The organism is Edaphobacter sp. FHG110511_03 (genome assembly GCF_059115365.1).
In genome coordinates, this window is sequence record NZ_JBZYWL010000003.1 from 447,881 (window position 1) to 461,551 (window position 13,671).

The following is a 13,671-nucleotide window of genomic DNA, read 5'->3' on the forward strand; positions in this document are numbered from 1 at the left end:
ATCTGCTCCGGCTACACTGGGTACACAATCTCTAAAGATGGTTCGTCTTTCCTCTTACCGCGATTTCGACTGGGTCCTGCTCGGATTTGTTGGCGTGCTGTCAGTGATCAGCGTGCTCGAGATCAAATCCGCCACGCTGCATACAAAATTCCACGGCTTCGACCACAAGCAGATCGTGTTCCTCGCTGCCGGATTGTTGCTGATGTTCCTAATCTCCGCGATTGATTACCACCGTCTACTGGATATTGTTCCGTGGGCTTATGGAATCAGTATCCTGTCGCTGATCACTGTAAAGTTTGCGGGTCAGAAGGTGCTGGGGGCGCGGCGATGGATCAATCTTGGCGGCGGTGTTCATTTTCAACCATCTGAGTGGGTGAAGCTGGTGCTGATTGTCGCCGTGGCGCGCTACTTCTGGACCTTGTCCGGAAAACAGCTGACATGGCCGGACATCGGCAAGGCCGCTGCCCTGGTGTGTCTTCCCATGGCGCTCGTTTTAACCCAGCCTGATCTGGGAACAGCGCTTACCTATTCGCCGATCCTGATGGCGGGCCTGTTCCTGGGAGGAATCCGTCCGCGGCAGGTTGTCATCATTATGATCGTCCTGGCGCTGACCGGTTTGATTGCATGGAAGAGCGGCAAGCGGCTGAAGCCGTACCAGCAGGCACGCATCAATGCGTTCATCAACCCTGATTCAGATCCCCGGGGCTCTGGCTATCAAATCCGGCAATCGCTAATCGCTGTAGGCTCAGGCGGTATCTGGGGGAAGGGCGCTAACAAGGGCACGCAGACGCAGGGGGACTTCCTTCCGATTCCCTACACGGACTTTATCTTTGCTGCCTTCTGCGAAGAGCATGGCTTTGTGGGAGCCATGGGCGTGCTCCTGTTGTACTTCCTGATTCTGATGCGCCTGATTCAGAATGCCCAGACGGCGGCAGACCTGCCAGGGGCTTACATCATTATGGGCGTGGTGGCGGTGATCGTCTTCCAGATCGCGGTTAATGTGGGCATGGTCGTCGGGTTGATGCCGGTGACTGGAATCCCTTTGCCTTTAATGAGTTACGGCGGCTCGTCCATTCTGTTCACATTCCTTGCCTTAGGGATCGTCATGAATGTCCGGATGCGCCGATTTGTGAATTAGGCTCCCTCGCAATCTCATCCCTATTGAAAAGGTAAAGTCAGGGGCAAGGACAAAAGTATTGAATTAAGGGGATTTTTCCGCTTCGATGCAGGCGCGGTTTTGAAGTGGGAAGAGACTGGCGGCTGCCGTGACTTTAGTGCAATACTAGAGACAGCGCCCTGACAGGCTGTAGATGCCGGGTCAGTGATATCCCGCTCCCTTTCAGGCGCAGGCCGCCGGAGCGGCTAACAAGATTTGAAGAAAAGGCCGGCCAGGCGAGAGACGTCGATCCGTTGGCCGGACAGGTTTTACGGAAGATGAATGCATCCGGATGGCAAACGGCCCCGCCTCAAACCAAGTATTTTGAGGTTGTTCTGGTCACAAAGTCCGCATGCCGGCAGTTGCTCGAAGATTCTCCTGGTGTATCCGATCTCTATCGTTCCGTCCGGGCCGCATTCTGCGGAAGGGCTGCAGGAAGAGTTGTTTACCCATCTTTTGATCGTTTATTCGAGTCTGCACTTGTTCCAAATCCTGTCCGACCATCGGCGAGCTTTATCTAGTAGTTAGGTAAGCTCTCGATCGCTCTCTGCTTCGTCTGCCGCCCATTGGCTGGGCAGAAAAGAGCAGAAGAAAATGTCGAAGGAAATTTATATTTCAAGCACGCCGCACGAGACGCGGCTTGCCATCGTCGAAAACGACGCCCTCTCAGAGATTTATTACGAACGCGAGAATGAATACACACTCGCCGGCTCGATCTACAACGGTCGCGTAACCCGGGTGCTTCCGGGCATGCAGTCCAGCTTTGTAGATATCGGCCTGGAGCGCGATGCCTTCCTGTACATCACCGATTTCATGGAAGAGGCCGGGGATTCGGCTGAATTTGACAGTGATGGTTCGGCACGCGGCAGCCGTCGTGGTGGAGGCAATCGGGAACCGGCAACCCTGGAAGGAACGGCAGCGGGAGAAGAGCAGGGCCGCTCGGAACGAGGAGATCGGGGTGGACGCGGACGACGCGACCGCCGGGATCGTGGAGGCAATCGCGATCGTCAGGCCAGTTCTGAACAGGGAACCCCGCAGGGAACCGTGGAGTCTTCGGCCGAGAATGGTTTTGCTGCCGAGACCCTGGAAACCTCTGAGGATGGAAATCTCGAGAGCCAGGTTGAGGGTGTGGGAGAAGGAGCTCCCGGAGCGGATGGCAGTCGCAGGTGGCGCGGACGTCGTGGACGCCGTCGTGGGCGTGGCCGTCAACAGGCTGGTGATGCAAACGTAGAGGTGCCGGGTACAGAAGAGCCACTCGACGAGCCACCGCTCGAGATCGAAGCAGTGGCAGCGCCGGAAGTGGTCTCCGAACCATACGTGCAACCAGAGGAAGACGCCGAAAAACATAGCGAAAACTTCAATCGCCGCGAGAGAAGTGGGCGCGACGATCGTGGGCGGGGTGGACGCGACCGCGACCGTGCTGGCCGTCGTGGACCACGAGGTTTTGCGCCGAAGACATCGTCCTACAGCCTAGAGAACTCCTCGGAAGAGGGCTTTGGCCAGGATGAAGTTGCCCATGAGCCGATTGTGCTGCCGGGCGAGTCGCTCTCGAAGTATCGTAAGGGCGGAGAGACTGCGCCTGAGGCTGCGAAGACCGTTGCTCCTGCTGTAACGCCTTCAGCACCGAGTTACGAGATTCCGGCGGGCTGGGATGGAGGGTCGATTCTTCCCGGAGAATCGCTTTCACGGCATCGCAGAACGGAGCAGCCGAAAGCGACGCAGGCAACTGAGACAGTTGCAGCTGAAGTCACCAGAGAGTCCTTGCAAGAGGCATCCGCTAGTTCTGCCGCCGAGAAGAAGCATGAAGAGTCGACGGAGTACGAGCCGACGGAGGCATCAGCCTCTCACCGTTTCGATCCGGTTCCACCCAGTGAATTTCGCCAGGGTGCTCCCGTGGAAGAGCTGGCTTCGCCGGTAGAAGATATCGCGTTCGAACACTCCGAGCTGCCACACGCAGAGATTGAGCAGATTGAGATCGCTGCTCCAGCGGAGCAGTCTGTTTCGACCGAATTGTTCGAAGCCCCAGTTGCCCCGGAGGGCGATGGTGGTCATGAAATCACATCGATCCATGCGACTGGGGAGATGGTCTCTCCTTCGCCTGTTGTCGATCCGGTAGAGGCTGAAGCCACGCAGCAGGCCTTTGAACCCAGTGTCGGCGTGGTGGAGGAAGAGGTCATCGACGACCAGGACTACGACACGGCGATGCTGCATGCCTCCTCGATTGAGGAACTCGACGATCTGGACGAGGAGGAGACGCTGGAAGGGGCAGCCGATCTCGGCAGTATGATTCGCGAGATGTCGATCGATCAGATCACGAGCACAAATCTCGAAGAAGAGGATGAAGACTTCGAGGAAGAGGATGCCGTGGATGACGGCAGCTTCCTGAGCCTGGACTCTGAGGACGCAGCCTCTGAAGATGTCGAAGATATCGAAGAGGATCTTCCTCAAGACGAGTTCGCCGATGAGAGCGAGCCTGCTGTACTGACGGATGGCGCAGCTCCCGACCAGGGACAGGCGCGCGAGCGCGAGATTGACCGTCGTCGTGGTCGCCGGGAACGCAGGGGTGGAGGACGTGACCGTGGGCGCCACGCCGGAGGCAGCGGAGACCGCGAGCGTGGCGGAGGAGACCGCCGCCGGGGCCGTAGCTCCATGCAGGCGACTGACCTCCCGGCGATTACCGAGCTTCTAAAACCGGGCCAGGAGATCCTGGTACAGATTGCAAAGGAGCCGATTGCCAAGAAGGGCGCTCGCATTACGTCGCATATCGCGCTGCCGGGGCGGTTCCTCGTGTTCATGCCGACGGTGAACCACACCGGCGTCTCACGCAAGATCGAGTCGGACAGCGAGCGGCGGAGGCTGAAGGAGATTCTGCTGAGCGAGAAGGGCGATGCTGCTGGCGGCTTTATTGTTCGCACAGCTGCCTCGGGAGCGACCGAAGAGGAGCTACGTTCGGACCTGCGCTTCCTGCTGAACTTGTGGGCCGATATCAAGCAGCGGTCGGAGTCCTCGAAGTCGCCCGCGCTGATCTATCACGATCTCAACCTGGTGGAGCGCATCCTGCGCGACCAGGTGACGGATACCTTCTCGGCAATCTGGGTCGACACGGAAAGCGAGTACGAGCGGGTGCTGCGCTTCCTGCAGCGTTTTCAGCCGAGCCTAATTCGCCGCGTGAAGCTGTACACCAAGGAGACGCCGCTGTTCGAGCAGTTCGGCATCACCGAAGAGATCAACAAGGCGCTGCGTTCTAAAGTATGGCTGAAGTCGGGCGGATCCATCGTAATCAACCAGACCGAGGCGCTGGTCGCGATCGACATCAACACCGGCAAATATGTCGGCAAGACGGCACGGCTGGAAGATACGATCGTCAAGACGAACCTTGATGCGATTCCTGAGATCGTGCGCCAGATTCGGCTGCGGGATCTGGGCGGCATTATCATCATCGACTTTATCGATATGGATGAGCGCAAGAACAGGCATCGAGTGATGGCGGCGCTTGAAGAGGAACTGAAGCACGATCGGGCTCCGTCGAAGATTCTTCAGTTCAACGATTTTGGTCTGGTGGCAATTACGCGCAAGCGCGTGAAGCAGTCGCTGGAGCGAACGCTTTCGACGCAGTGCAATATCTGCGCCGGGACAGGAATGGTGAAGTCGCCGGTAACAGTGTGCAATGACATTTATGTCGAAATGCGCAAGATGTCCAAACACCTGGACCGCGGAGATGTGATGCTACGCGTGCATCCGGATGTGGTGAAGCAGTTGAAATCGTCCACCAAGTGGCTTCAGGAGATGGAGGAGGTGGTCGGCAAGACGATTCTGGTCAAGTCCGATCCGAGCCTTCACCCGGAACAATTCGATATCCACTAAAAGAAAACTTGCAGATAAAGAAAGCTTACAGACGATCTTGGTTCATGGACTAGAATGTCGTGAAGTGATTCTAAGATAGTGACAATTGAGACGGGTACTCGTACTTGGGTACCCGTCTCTTTATATTTGAGGTTATCCCAAATTCGATTTGGAGCGTCTTACACAACATATTGATTACGGTTGTGTTAAGCCTGGTACAGGAGTTCGAAGGATGCTTTTGACAAATGATTCGATCAAAAAGAATTGTTTCGCTGGCGTGATCGCACGTACAGCGACTATTGCCTTTTTAAGTGTTACGACGAGCCTGTGCCTTTCTGCGCAGTCTCCGGTCGCATCATCAGGGAAGGCCGTGGATTTGAAGACGAGTCTGATGGCCCCGATCGATCTGACCAAGCCAGCCGACCTGAGTTATAGCTCGAGCACTGGTGAGGAGGAGACGGCCTTGGCGAAAGACTTCGATCTGAGGCCTTCTGAGGATCAGCCGCCACCGCGGAGAAGGTATGGCCGTCGCACCAACTACAGCGATCGCTGGCACCATGCGGACGGTTCCAACAAGTACACTTTCGCAGCCGGAGGTGGTTTTGGTTTGCCCACAGGCTCAAGTGGCAAAGAGCTAGACCTGAATTGGAAGTTTCAGGTGGCCGGCGGCTACAACTTCAACAAGAAGTTTGCAGTGTTGTTGCAGTACGACTATGACAAGTTCGGACTTACGGGCGGCAATCTTGATCGGCAGTACCTCCGGTACACTGCACTGGACTTGGTCGACAATACTGGCGCATCAATTAGTTTCGCCGGTCTCGATGGAAACGCCCACATGTGGTCCCTTACTCTGAACCCGATGTACACCTACTATCAGGGGGATGCGCTGGGAGCGTATGTGATCGGCGGTGGGGGCTTCTACAGGAAGGTGACGAACTTTACTTTGCCGCAGACCGGCGTCTACTGCGATCCTTTCTTCGGGTACTGCTACCAATTCACGCAAAACCAGACCTTCGATCACTATTCGAACAATGCGGGCGGTGTGAGCGGAGGAATCGGATTTACCTATCGACTCTCCCGCTTCGCCTCTCAAAAGCTGTATGCCGAGGCGCGCTATGCCTGGGTCGACAACCAGCCCAGCGCCAACTCAGTTGTCTCCTACTATCCGGAGAACAACAAGCGCACGGGATACTTTCCTGTCACCGTCGGTATCCGCTGGTAAGGTTCGTGGGTGGAACGAGAAGGCCCGGCATTGGCCGGGCCTTTCTGTTTACGGGGCACTACTTCCGCATAGCTGCTTCGATCTCTGAGACTTCGTGCGGAAGCTTCGCGATCAGGTCGATGAGCTTGCCATCGGGGTCGACATAGACGACGTCTTCGATACGAACTCCGATGTTCTCTTCAGGAAGATAGAGGCCAGGCTCGATTGTGAACACCATGTTCTTGTCCAGGGGCTTCGTATAGTCCCAAGGATCATGTACGTCGATGCCGACGAGGTGCCCGATGCCGTGGACCATGTACTGGCCCAGGGGCTGTCCGTGCAGATCTTTGCCATGCTCGTTGATGTAATTGAAGGCGATCGTATCGAGGGAATCGGCATCCTTGTGCTGAGGGTCGTTGATCTTGGATTTACCTGCAACAAAAGCCGCCGCCGCCGCCCGCTGGGCCCCGAGGACGATCTCGTAGATCTCGCGCTGGCGCGGCGTGAAGCGACCATTGACCGGCATCGTGCGGGTGATGTCGGAGGCATACATGCTGTACTCTCCAGCTTCGTCGATCACGACGAGATCGCCGGACTTCATCGTGCGGGAGTTTTCGCTGTAGTGCAGTGTGGTCGAGTTCGGTCCCGAGCCAACGATCGGCGGATAGCTGGCGCGTTCGCAGCCGTCCTCCATCATCTTCGCAAGCTCGACCCCAGCGACAGTACGCTCGCGAACGCCGGGTTTGATCGAACGCATGCCTGCGAGCTGCGCGGCGATGGAAGCCTCTGATGCCTTGCGTATGAGTTCCACCTCGGCGGCAGATTTGATGGCGCGCAGAGCGATAAGAGGCTCGGAGACATCCCCTGCTGGGGCGATGGCGGAGGTTCCCAGCGTGGCTGCGGTGAAGCCCAGCGAAGCCTGTGATGGTGCGGAGTTCTTTTCCACCCAGACGTTGCGCATGCGCGTCCTGTCGGCAAGTGCGAGCTTGTTCAGCACCTCCGGAAGCTCAAGCATCGGCAGGACTTCATCGAAGCCGGTGGAGGTTGCGGCTCCGGGCGTCGCCGCGTCCATCTTGGCGCCGGTGTACTTCTCTACACGGGGATTGCGCGAAGGGAGAAACAGGATCTCGCGGTAGGGTTGGGCGGCGCGTGCTCCGAGACCGCCGGTGCCTGGTGTTTCAGCTACAGCATCGGCAGCGGGAATCACAACCATGGCTGCACCCGGCTCGTTCCATCCGGTGAGGTAGTAAAAGTCCTCGTCCTGCCTGTAGTCCTGGTACTCCATTGTTGGCTCTTCATTGGCAAAGAGAATCGCCACGCCGTCCTTCATCTTCGCTGCGAGGGCTACGCGACGTTGGCGGTATTCGGCCTTCGGGACCGAGTCCAGGGCATGCGATACGGTGCAGACGCTCAACAGCGTAACGAGAATCCTGATGCGGTTTTTCACGGATACTCCTTTTTAAATGCCCATCGGGTACGGCTTCTCGTGGAACTCCTGGCCCGCAGTCCCGAAGCGCTCAAAGCGGCCCTGCAACAGGCTCAGCAGACCGGTATACCAGTAGCCGAAGACGAAGAGCACGAGGAATGGCACCGTGAAGTAATTCTCCGTCGAGATGGCATACCAGACCGTGAACGCGAAGTAGCATCCGATCGCAAGCTCGATCCACGGAATGATGCCGAGGCGCTTACGATACTTCTTGGCCTGGCTCTTTTCGCCTCTTTTATTCACGCGATATTTCGGGGTACGGGCGAAGGCCGATTTCACTCCAAAGAGAGCTTCGAGAACTGCCTTGGCATTGGTGATCGTCAAACCAACACCGAGCGCCATCAGGAATGGGAGATACAGGAGGGTCTTACCCCAGTTCTTAGGGAAGAGCTCCTTCTGTGAGACGAGATAGAAGCTCGAGATCGACATGGTGCTCGCCATAAAGAGCGGAAGGTCGATCAGCAGCATCTGCAGCAGGCCTTGCCAGCTACGAATGATCATCGCGGGCATCAGCAGAGCGCTGAGGACAATCATCAACGGATAGCTGAGATTCGCAGTCAGGTGATACCAGGCTTCGAGTTTGGTGTGCCAGGGCAGGTCGCTCTTCATCACGCGTGGAAGAATCTTCTTGCCCGTCTGGATGAGTCCCTTGGCCCAGCGCGCCTGCTGAGTCTTGAAGGCCGTCATCTCGATGGGAAGCTCTGCCGGGCACTCGACATCCTGCAGGTACTTAAAGCGCCAGCCGACCATCTGCGCGCGGTAGCTGAGGTCGGTGTCCTCGGTCAGAGTGTCGTGCTGCCATCCTCCAGCGCTGCCGATGGTCTCGCGTCGCCACATGCCTGCGGTGCCGTTGAAGTTGAAGAACACCCCGGCGCGGGAGCGGCCGCCGTGCTCCAGCACGAAGTGGCCGTCGAGCATGATGGCTTCGACCTGGGTAAGGAAGCTATAGTCGCGGTTCAGGTGTGTCCAGCGCGTCTGCACCATTCCGATCTCGGGCTCGGCGAAGTGATGGATGACCTGCATCACCCACTCTCGAGGAGGCACAAAATCGGCGTCGAAGATGGCGACGAATTCGCCGCGTGCCGTATGTAATCCTGCATCCAGCGCTCCCGCTTTGAAGCCGTGGCGGTTGGTGCGATGGATGTAGTGGATGGGCTGCGGGTCCATCCCGGCGAAGCCGGTGGCGTAGCGGTCGACGATCTGCTGGGCGACGACAATGGTCTCGTCGGTGGAGTCGTCGAGGACCTGAATCTCGAAGCGGTCGCGGGGATAGTTCAGACGACAGCAGGCATCGATAAGCCGATCGATGACGAACTGCTCATTGAAGATAGGAAGCTGAATTGTAACGAAGGGAAGTTCGCCTTCAGGCCAGCGGGCAGGTGGCTCGTCCCATTTGGTGGCGTTCTTGCGGTTCTTGTAATAGAGCCACACCAACTGGTATCGATGGATGCCGTAAAACGCCAGGATGGCCATGACGATGAAATAGGGAATCAATAGTGAGGTGTCGAAGGCGTTCCAACGGTAGAGCCCTTTGAAGGTCTGATCGAGATAGTGCGACTTCCAATAGTGGCTGAACCCATGCGGGGCCAGCAGCAGCCCAAGGATCGACGTCAGACCCGGCATTGAGGATGGAATAAAAGAAGGCAGTTGCTGGCTCCGGCGAAGAGTGTCCTTTGGTATCGAACCGATTCTACCTAATTCAGGAACATCGTCCGGTAGAGTGTATCCCGTTGCACCGGCTTAAAGCCTGCATCGCGAATGATACGGCGCAGTTCCTCTTCGGTGGTGCAGTTGGAGGTTCCAGCCGCTTTCACGACATTTTCCTCCAGCATGACCGAGCCGACGTCGTTGCCGCCAAAGCGCAGCCCCATCTGCAGCACCTTCAGGCCCTGAGTGACCCAGCTGGATTGCACGTTTTCGATGTTGTCGAGGTACATCCGTGAGATGGCTAGGGTCTTCAGGTACTCGACCGAGGTGGCCTCATCCCATCCCCGTCCGCCGAGCGCGGTGTTGTTCGGCTGGAAGCTCCAGGGGATGAAGGCGGTGAAGCCCCCGGTCTCTTCCTGCAGCCTGTGCACGACTTCGAAGTGATTGATGCGCTGCTCGAAGGTCTCACCAACGCCGAACATCATGGTTGCCGTGGTGCGCATTCCCAGCTCGTGGGCGGTGCGGTGAACATCCACCCAGTCCTGCGTCTTGCACTTCAGGCGGGCGATGCGATGGCGAACGTCGTCATCCAGAATTTCAGCGCCGCCGCCAGGGATAGACTGCAGACCGGCATCGCGCAGGCGCATGATGGTGTCACGCAGTGAGAGCTCGGAGTACTCGGCGATGGCGAGGATCTCGCTGGCCGAGAGGCAGTGCAACCAGATGTTGGGGAAGCGCTCGCGAATGCCGCGGAAGAGGCGTTCGAACCAGTCGATCTTGAGGTCAGGGTGCAGGCCGCCCTGCATCAGCACACCGGTGCCTCCCATCTCTTCGGTCTCGCGGATCTTGTCGTAGATGGTTTCGAAGTCGAGGATGTAGCCTTCCGAGGCCATCTTTCCTTTGAGGGGACGATAGAAGGCGCAGAAGGTGCAGTACTCGGTGCAGAAGTTGGTGTAGTTGATGTTGCGGTCGATGATGTAGCTGACCACGCCCTCCGGATGCAGGCGGCGACGGATCGCGTCGGCCTCCATGCCGATGCCGATCAGGTCGTCACTTCTGAAACAGTCCAGGGCTTGTTCGCGGCTGATTCCCATAAGTTCATTTTACGCTTTGCCAGCGGGGATCACTACTTTCTAAGCAGGAGTCCAAGGATGATGAATAACAGGACCGTGATGACGCTGACGCCAAGCCTGATCCAAAGGTTAAGCCCACCGATGCGCTCTTCCAGGGTTTTGATTCGGCGGTCAGCCTGTTCGAGCGAAGAGCGAACCTGGCGAACGTCATCGCCGACCCCCGCAATCTGTGCGCTCTGCTCCTGAAGCTGGCGATAGAGCCCGGCATGAGCTTTTGTGACCTGACCGAGGTCAGCCTGGACGCCTTCGGACATGGCCGCGAGCGCCGCCATGTTGGCCTGCTCGCCGGCGGACTTCGAGGCAAAGTAACGGTCGGCTACCGGAATGAGCCGCGCTGCGTGAGGCAATAGTTCGACGAGCTGCATCAGTACCCTTGGCCACATAGATTTGTCGAGTCTACCTTTCCACTGTGTTCAGCTGCCGTGCTCGCATGGTCTGCAGGGCCAGCATGACGCCGGTCGCGAGCAGGATTGCGGTAAGAATGATCTGCGACCATAAGCAGTAGATGCACCATTTCTGGAGAACGAAGGCCTCGAGGTAGCTCAAAAAACACGCGCAGAGAAAGCCGATGAGCGATGCCTGGAACGCGAGCCAGCGCCATCCGGCCAGCGCGAAGGCGGCGATCAGCACGTAGCCGATAATTCCGATGGTTGCAACCGGAATGTGGTGGCCGCCGGTGGCGGGTTCATCGAAGGTGCGAGGAGGGAGGACCGCGAAGCGGCTGTGATTGACTGCACCGCAGTCGAACTTTTCCGTCACCGCGCAGGGCGGAGCCTGGGAGGGGTCCATATAGTGCACATGAAGCGCCATCGCCGAAACGACAAGACCTGCAACTGCCAGCAAAGCCACCAGATACTTCATCGTTCGATTCTAACTTCGTTTTGGACTACCTGTGCTAGCGTAGGGCGATGTCCCGTTGGAGAGTTGTACGCAGAGCCATCCTGGCAGTATCTTTTGCTGTCTCTCTCGCAGCGAGTTCACACTCCTTCTCACAACAGCTGCCGGTTCTCTCGGCTGATGCCGCTAAGATCCAGCAGCAGGTGGAACAACTCGTGCCGGGAAGCAAGATCAGTGTGATTCCCCGTCAGGGACAGGAGGCGTTTGGCTCGTTCGTATCGAAAGGGCAGAAGGAATTTACCTTTTACGACGTCGACACCAGGACCGATGCGACGCTGAAGTACGAAGAAGTTAAAGTCATCCGCAACGGCTATGGCGGGTACAACCATCTCCGCCACCGTCACACGGACAAAAAGCGCGCTCTGATCGTCGGAGTGGTGGTCGTTGCTGGATTGCTCGGTCTGGTATTAGCCGTAGCCCTCTCCAGCTAAAATTCATCCGTTCTTCATTCTGTTACAAAAGCGGCTTAAAATGAGCGCGTGACTACTCGCCGCGAATTCCTTACCCTCCTTGGCGCCGCAGGCGCTGCCGCCGCTGCTCCTGCATCGCTGATCGCCGCTCCTGCAAGCGAGTCCTTCACTTTTCTTTTTCTCACTGACACTCACATCCAGCCGGAGCTGGATGCGGCCAAGGGCACGGAAATGGCCTTCAAAAAAGCGCGTGGGATTAAGGCCGACTTCGCCATCCAGGGTGGGGATCACGTCTTCGATTCGCTCGCTGTGCCCAAGGAACGCGCGCTCTCGCTCTTCGATCTCTACGGCAAGACAGAACAGGATCTGGGGATGAAGGTTCACCACACTATCGGGAATCACGATGTCGTCGGGATCTTTCCCAAGAGCGGTGTGTCTCCGACGGACCCCCTTTACGGCAAAAAGCTCTTCACGGACCGGTTTGGCAAGACGTATTACTCGTTCGACCATAAGGGGCACCACTTCTTGGTGCTGGACTCGATCGGCGTCACCTCCGACCGAGCTTACGAGGGCCGTATCGATGCGGAGCAGATGCAGTGGATCTCGCAGGACCTAGCTGCTCTTCCCAAGGGAACTCCGGTTATCGTCTCCGTTCACATCCCGCTAGTTTCGGCGTTTTCTTCCTATGTTCCGATTCCGGCCTCGCCGGAGGCGCACCATGGCATGACGGTAGCGAATGCCAACGAGGTTCTGCCGCTATTCGAAGGCCACAATGTGCTGGGCGTGCTGCAGGGTCATACGCATATCAACGAGCGGGTGGAGTGGCACGGCATCCCCTATGTCACCAGCGGAGCCGTCTCCGGCAACTGGTGGCAGGGCGTGCGCATGGGAACCCCCGAAGGTTTTACGGTAGTGACGGTTTCCAACGGCAAGCTGACCACACGCTATGAGACCTACGGCTTCAAGTCCGTCGATCCTCACAACACCTAGCTTTTTGGCAGGTAGGCAGCCAATCTTCGCTTCATGATCTTCACGGCGTCGATGTTCTCGTCCACGAGTACGAAGCTGCGGCCATGCTTAGCCGCGGCCTCGCCCGTAGTTCCGCTTCCGGCGAAGAAGTCGAGCACGGTCTCGCCTGGGTTGGTGTGGACTTTCACAATCCGCTCGAGGATGCCCAGCGGCTTCTGTGTGGCATAGCCCGTTTTCTCCTTGCCCGTGGGAGAGACGATGGTGTGCCACCAGACATCGGTAGGGGTCTTGCCGCGAGCGGCCTTCTCTTCGCCGACCAGGCCCGGAGCCATGTAGGGAATGCGGTCGCACTCCTCGAGGTGGAAGGTGTAGCGCTTCGGATCTTTGGTGTACCAGAGGATGTTGTCGTGCTTGGCCGGCCATTTTTTCTTCGATCGCGCGCCGTAGTCGTAGGCCCAGATGATCTCGTTCTGGAAGCAGTCGCGGCCAGACATCGCCTCTTCCGTACTGAAAATCTCATCGAGCATCACCTTGCAGTAATGCACCTCGCGATAGTCGATGTGGAAGAAAAGAGAGCCAGTTGGGGCGAGGATGCGGTAGGCCTCTTCCATGCGAGGACGCAGGAAGCCCAAGAAATCGTCGAACTGATCGAGGTAACCGGCTCCAGCCCTTTCACCGGTTACCCGTTCGGTGCGGTAGCGGCGGCCTCCGAAACCGGTGCGATCCCCAGTCTCATCCCGGACAGTCCGGAGCTGGGGCCGGGTCTGCTTACGGCCGGTATTGAACGGGGGATCGACGTAGATCAGTTCCACGGATTCACTTCTCATCTGCCGCAGCGCCTGTAAGTTGTCTGCCAGCAGAATGCGGTTGCCGCCTTTGTCCATCCAACCCCTTTCGTTTCCTCCTAACACTAACTCAGTCTTTGCCTT

General features: G+C 57.6%; 11 protein-coding genes. 5 read left to right on the plus strand and 6 right to left on the minus strand.

Features of this window, described 5'->3' with window-relative positions; translation table 11 throughout:
* The first annotated feature begins 37 nt into the window (after positions 1-37).
* The 3 genes from rodA (at position 38) to AC5S26_RS15305 (ending at position 6,221) form a co-directional block, all read left to right on the plus strand.
* Complete coding sequence (rodA, locus tag AC5S26_RS15295) at positions 38-1,138, plus strand: rod shape-determining protein RodA (RefSeq protein ID WP_494185771.1); 1,101 nt, start codon at positions 38-40, stop codon at positions 1,136-1,138.
* Positions 1,139-1,750: 612 nt separating this feature from the next.
* Positions 1,751-5,020 carry an Rne/Rng family ribonuclease gene (locus tag AC5S26_RS15300; protein ID WP_494185772.1) on the plus strand — a complete coding sequence of 1,090 codons (3,270 nt, stop codon included), beginning with the start codon at positions 1,751-1,753 and terminating at the stop codon, positions 5,018-5,020.
* A gap of 211 nt (positions 5,021-5,231) precedes the next feature.
* Positions 5,232-6,221, plus strand: a complete 990-nt coding sequence (locus AC5S26_RS15305; RefSeq protein WP_494185773.1) for a hypothetical protein — start codon at positions 5,232-5,234, stop codon at positions 6,219-6,221.
* A 58-nt stretch (positions 6,222-6,279) separates the two neighbouring features.
* Here AC5S26_RS15305 and AC5S26_RS15310 read toward each other — a convergent pair whose 3' ends face one another.
* The 5 genes from AC5S26_RS15310 to AC5S26_RS15330 form a co-directional block, all read right to left on the minus strand.
* Positions 6,280-7,647 (minus strand): aminopeptidase P N-terminal domain-containing protein, encoded by a 1,368-nt coding sequence (locus tag AC5S26_RS15310; protein WP_494185774.1) that lies wholly within the window; start codon positions 7,645-7,647, stop codon positions 6,280-6,282.
* Positions 7,648-7,659: 12 nt separating this feature from the next.
* Complete coding sequence (locus AC5S26_RS15315) at positions 7,660-9,309, minus strand: cellulose synthase family protein (RefSeq protein ID WP_494185775.1); 1,650 nt, start codon at positions 9,307-9,309, stop codon at positions 7,660-7,662.
* A 71-nt stretch (positions 9,310-9,380) separates the two neighbouring features.
* Positions 9,381-10,427 carry a cyclic dehypoxanthinyl futalosine synthase gene (gene mqnC / locus AC5S26_RS15320; protein WP_494185776.1) on the minus strand — a complete coding sequence of 349 codons (1,047 nt, stop codon included), beginning with the start codon at positions 10,425-10,427 and terminating at the stop codon, positions 9,381-9,383.
* Positions 10,428-10,459: 32 nt separating this feature from the next.
* Entirely contained in the window at positions 10,460-10,849 is a 390-nt protein-coding gene (locus AC5S26_RS15325) for a hypothetical protein (RefSeq protein WP_494185777.1), read from the minus strand.
* Positions 10,850-10,862: 13 nt separating this feature from the next.
* Positions 10,863-11,327, minus strand: coding sequence for a vitamin K epoxide reductase family protein (locus tag AC5S26_RS15330; protein WP_494185778.1), 465 nt, complete (start codon positions 11,325-11,327; stop codon positions 10,863-10,865).
* Between the two features lie 47 nt (positions 11,328-11,374).
* Between AC5S26_RS15330 and AC5S26_RS15335 the strand changes: the two genes are divergently transcribed.
* Together AC5S26_RS15335 and AC5S26_RS15340 are read left to right on the plus strand one after the other, a co-directional pair.
* On the plus strand, positions 11,375-11,794 hold the full coding sequence (locus AC5S26_RS15335) for a hypothetical protein (RefSeq protein WP_494185779.1): 420 nt from the start codon (positions 11,375-11,377) through the stop codon (positions 11,792-11,794).
* A gap of 48 nt (positions 11,795-11,842) precedes the next feature.
* Positions 11,843-12,763, plus strand: a complete 921-nt coding sequence (locus AC5S26_RS15340; protein WP_494185780.1) for a metallophosphoesterase family protein — start codon at positions 11,843-11,845, stop codon at positions 12,761-12,763.
* Here the strand turns inward: AC5S26_RS15340 and AC5S26_RS15345 are convergent.
* A complete protein-coding gene (locus tag AC5S26_RS15345) occupies positions 12,760-13,626 on the minus strand; it encodes a DNA-methyltransferase (RefSeq protein WP_494185781.1) in 867 nt (288 codons plus the stop codon). The two genes, AC5S26_RS15340 and AC5S26_RS15345, sit on opposite strands and share 4 nt — an antisense overlap.
* Positions 13,627-13,671 lie beyond the last annotated feature (45 nt).

Coding starts and splice junctions, on each gene's coding strand:
- AC5S26_RS15330 (WP_494185778.1), bottom strand. CDS start 11,327: ATGAAGTATCTGGTGGCTTTGCTGGCAGTTGCAGGTCTTGTCGTTTCG.
- AC5S26_RS15325 (WP_494185777.1), bottom strand. CDS start 10,849: ATGTGGCCAAGGGTACTGATGCAGCTCGTCGAACTATTGCCTCACGCA.
- AC5S26_RS15300 (WP_494185772.1), top strand. CDS start 1,751: ATGTCGAAGGAAATTTATATTTCAAGCACGCCGCACGAGACGCGGCTT.
- mqnC (WP_494185776.1), bottom strand. CDS start 10,427: ATGGGAATCAGCCGCGAACAAGCCCTGGACTGTTTCAGAAGTGACGAC.
- AC5S26_RS15315 (WP_494185775.1), bottom strand. CDS start 9,309: ATGCCGGGTCTGACGTCGATCCTTGGGCTGCTGCTGGCCCCGCATGGG.
- AC5S26_RS15345 (WP_494185781.1), bottom strand. CDS start 13,626: ATGGACAAAGGCGGCAACCGCATTCTGCTGGCAGACAACTTACAGGCG.
- rodA (WP_494185771.1), top strand. CDS start 38: ATGGTTCGTCTTTCCTCTTACCGCGATTTCGACTGGGTCCTGCTCGGA.
- AC5S26_RS15335 (WP_494185779.1), top strand. CDS start 11,375: ATGTCCCGTTGGAGAGTTGTACGCAGAGCCATCCTGGCAGTATCTTTT.
- AC5S26_RS15305 (WP_494185773.1), top strand. CDS start 5,232: ATGCTTTTGACAAATGATTCGATCAAAAAGAATTGTTTCGCTGGCGTG.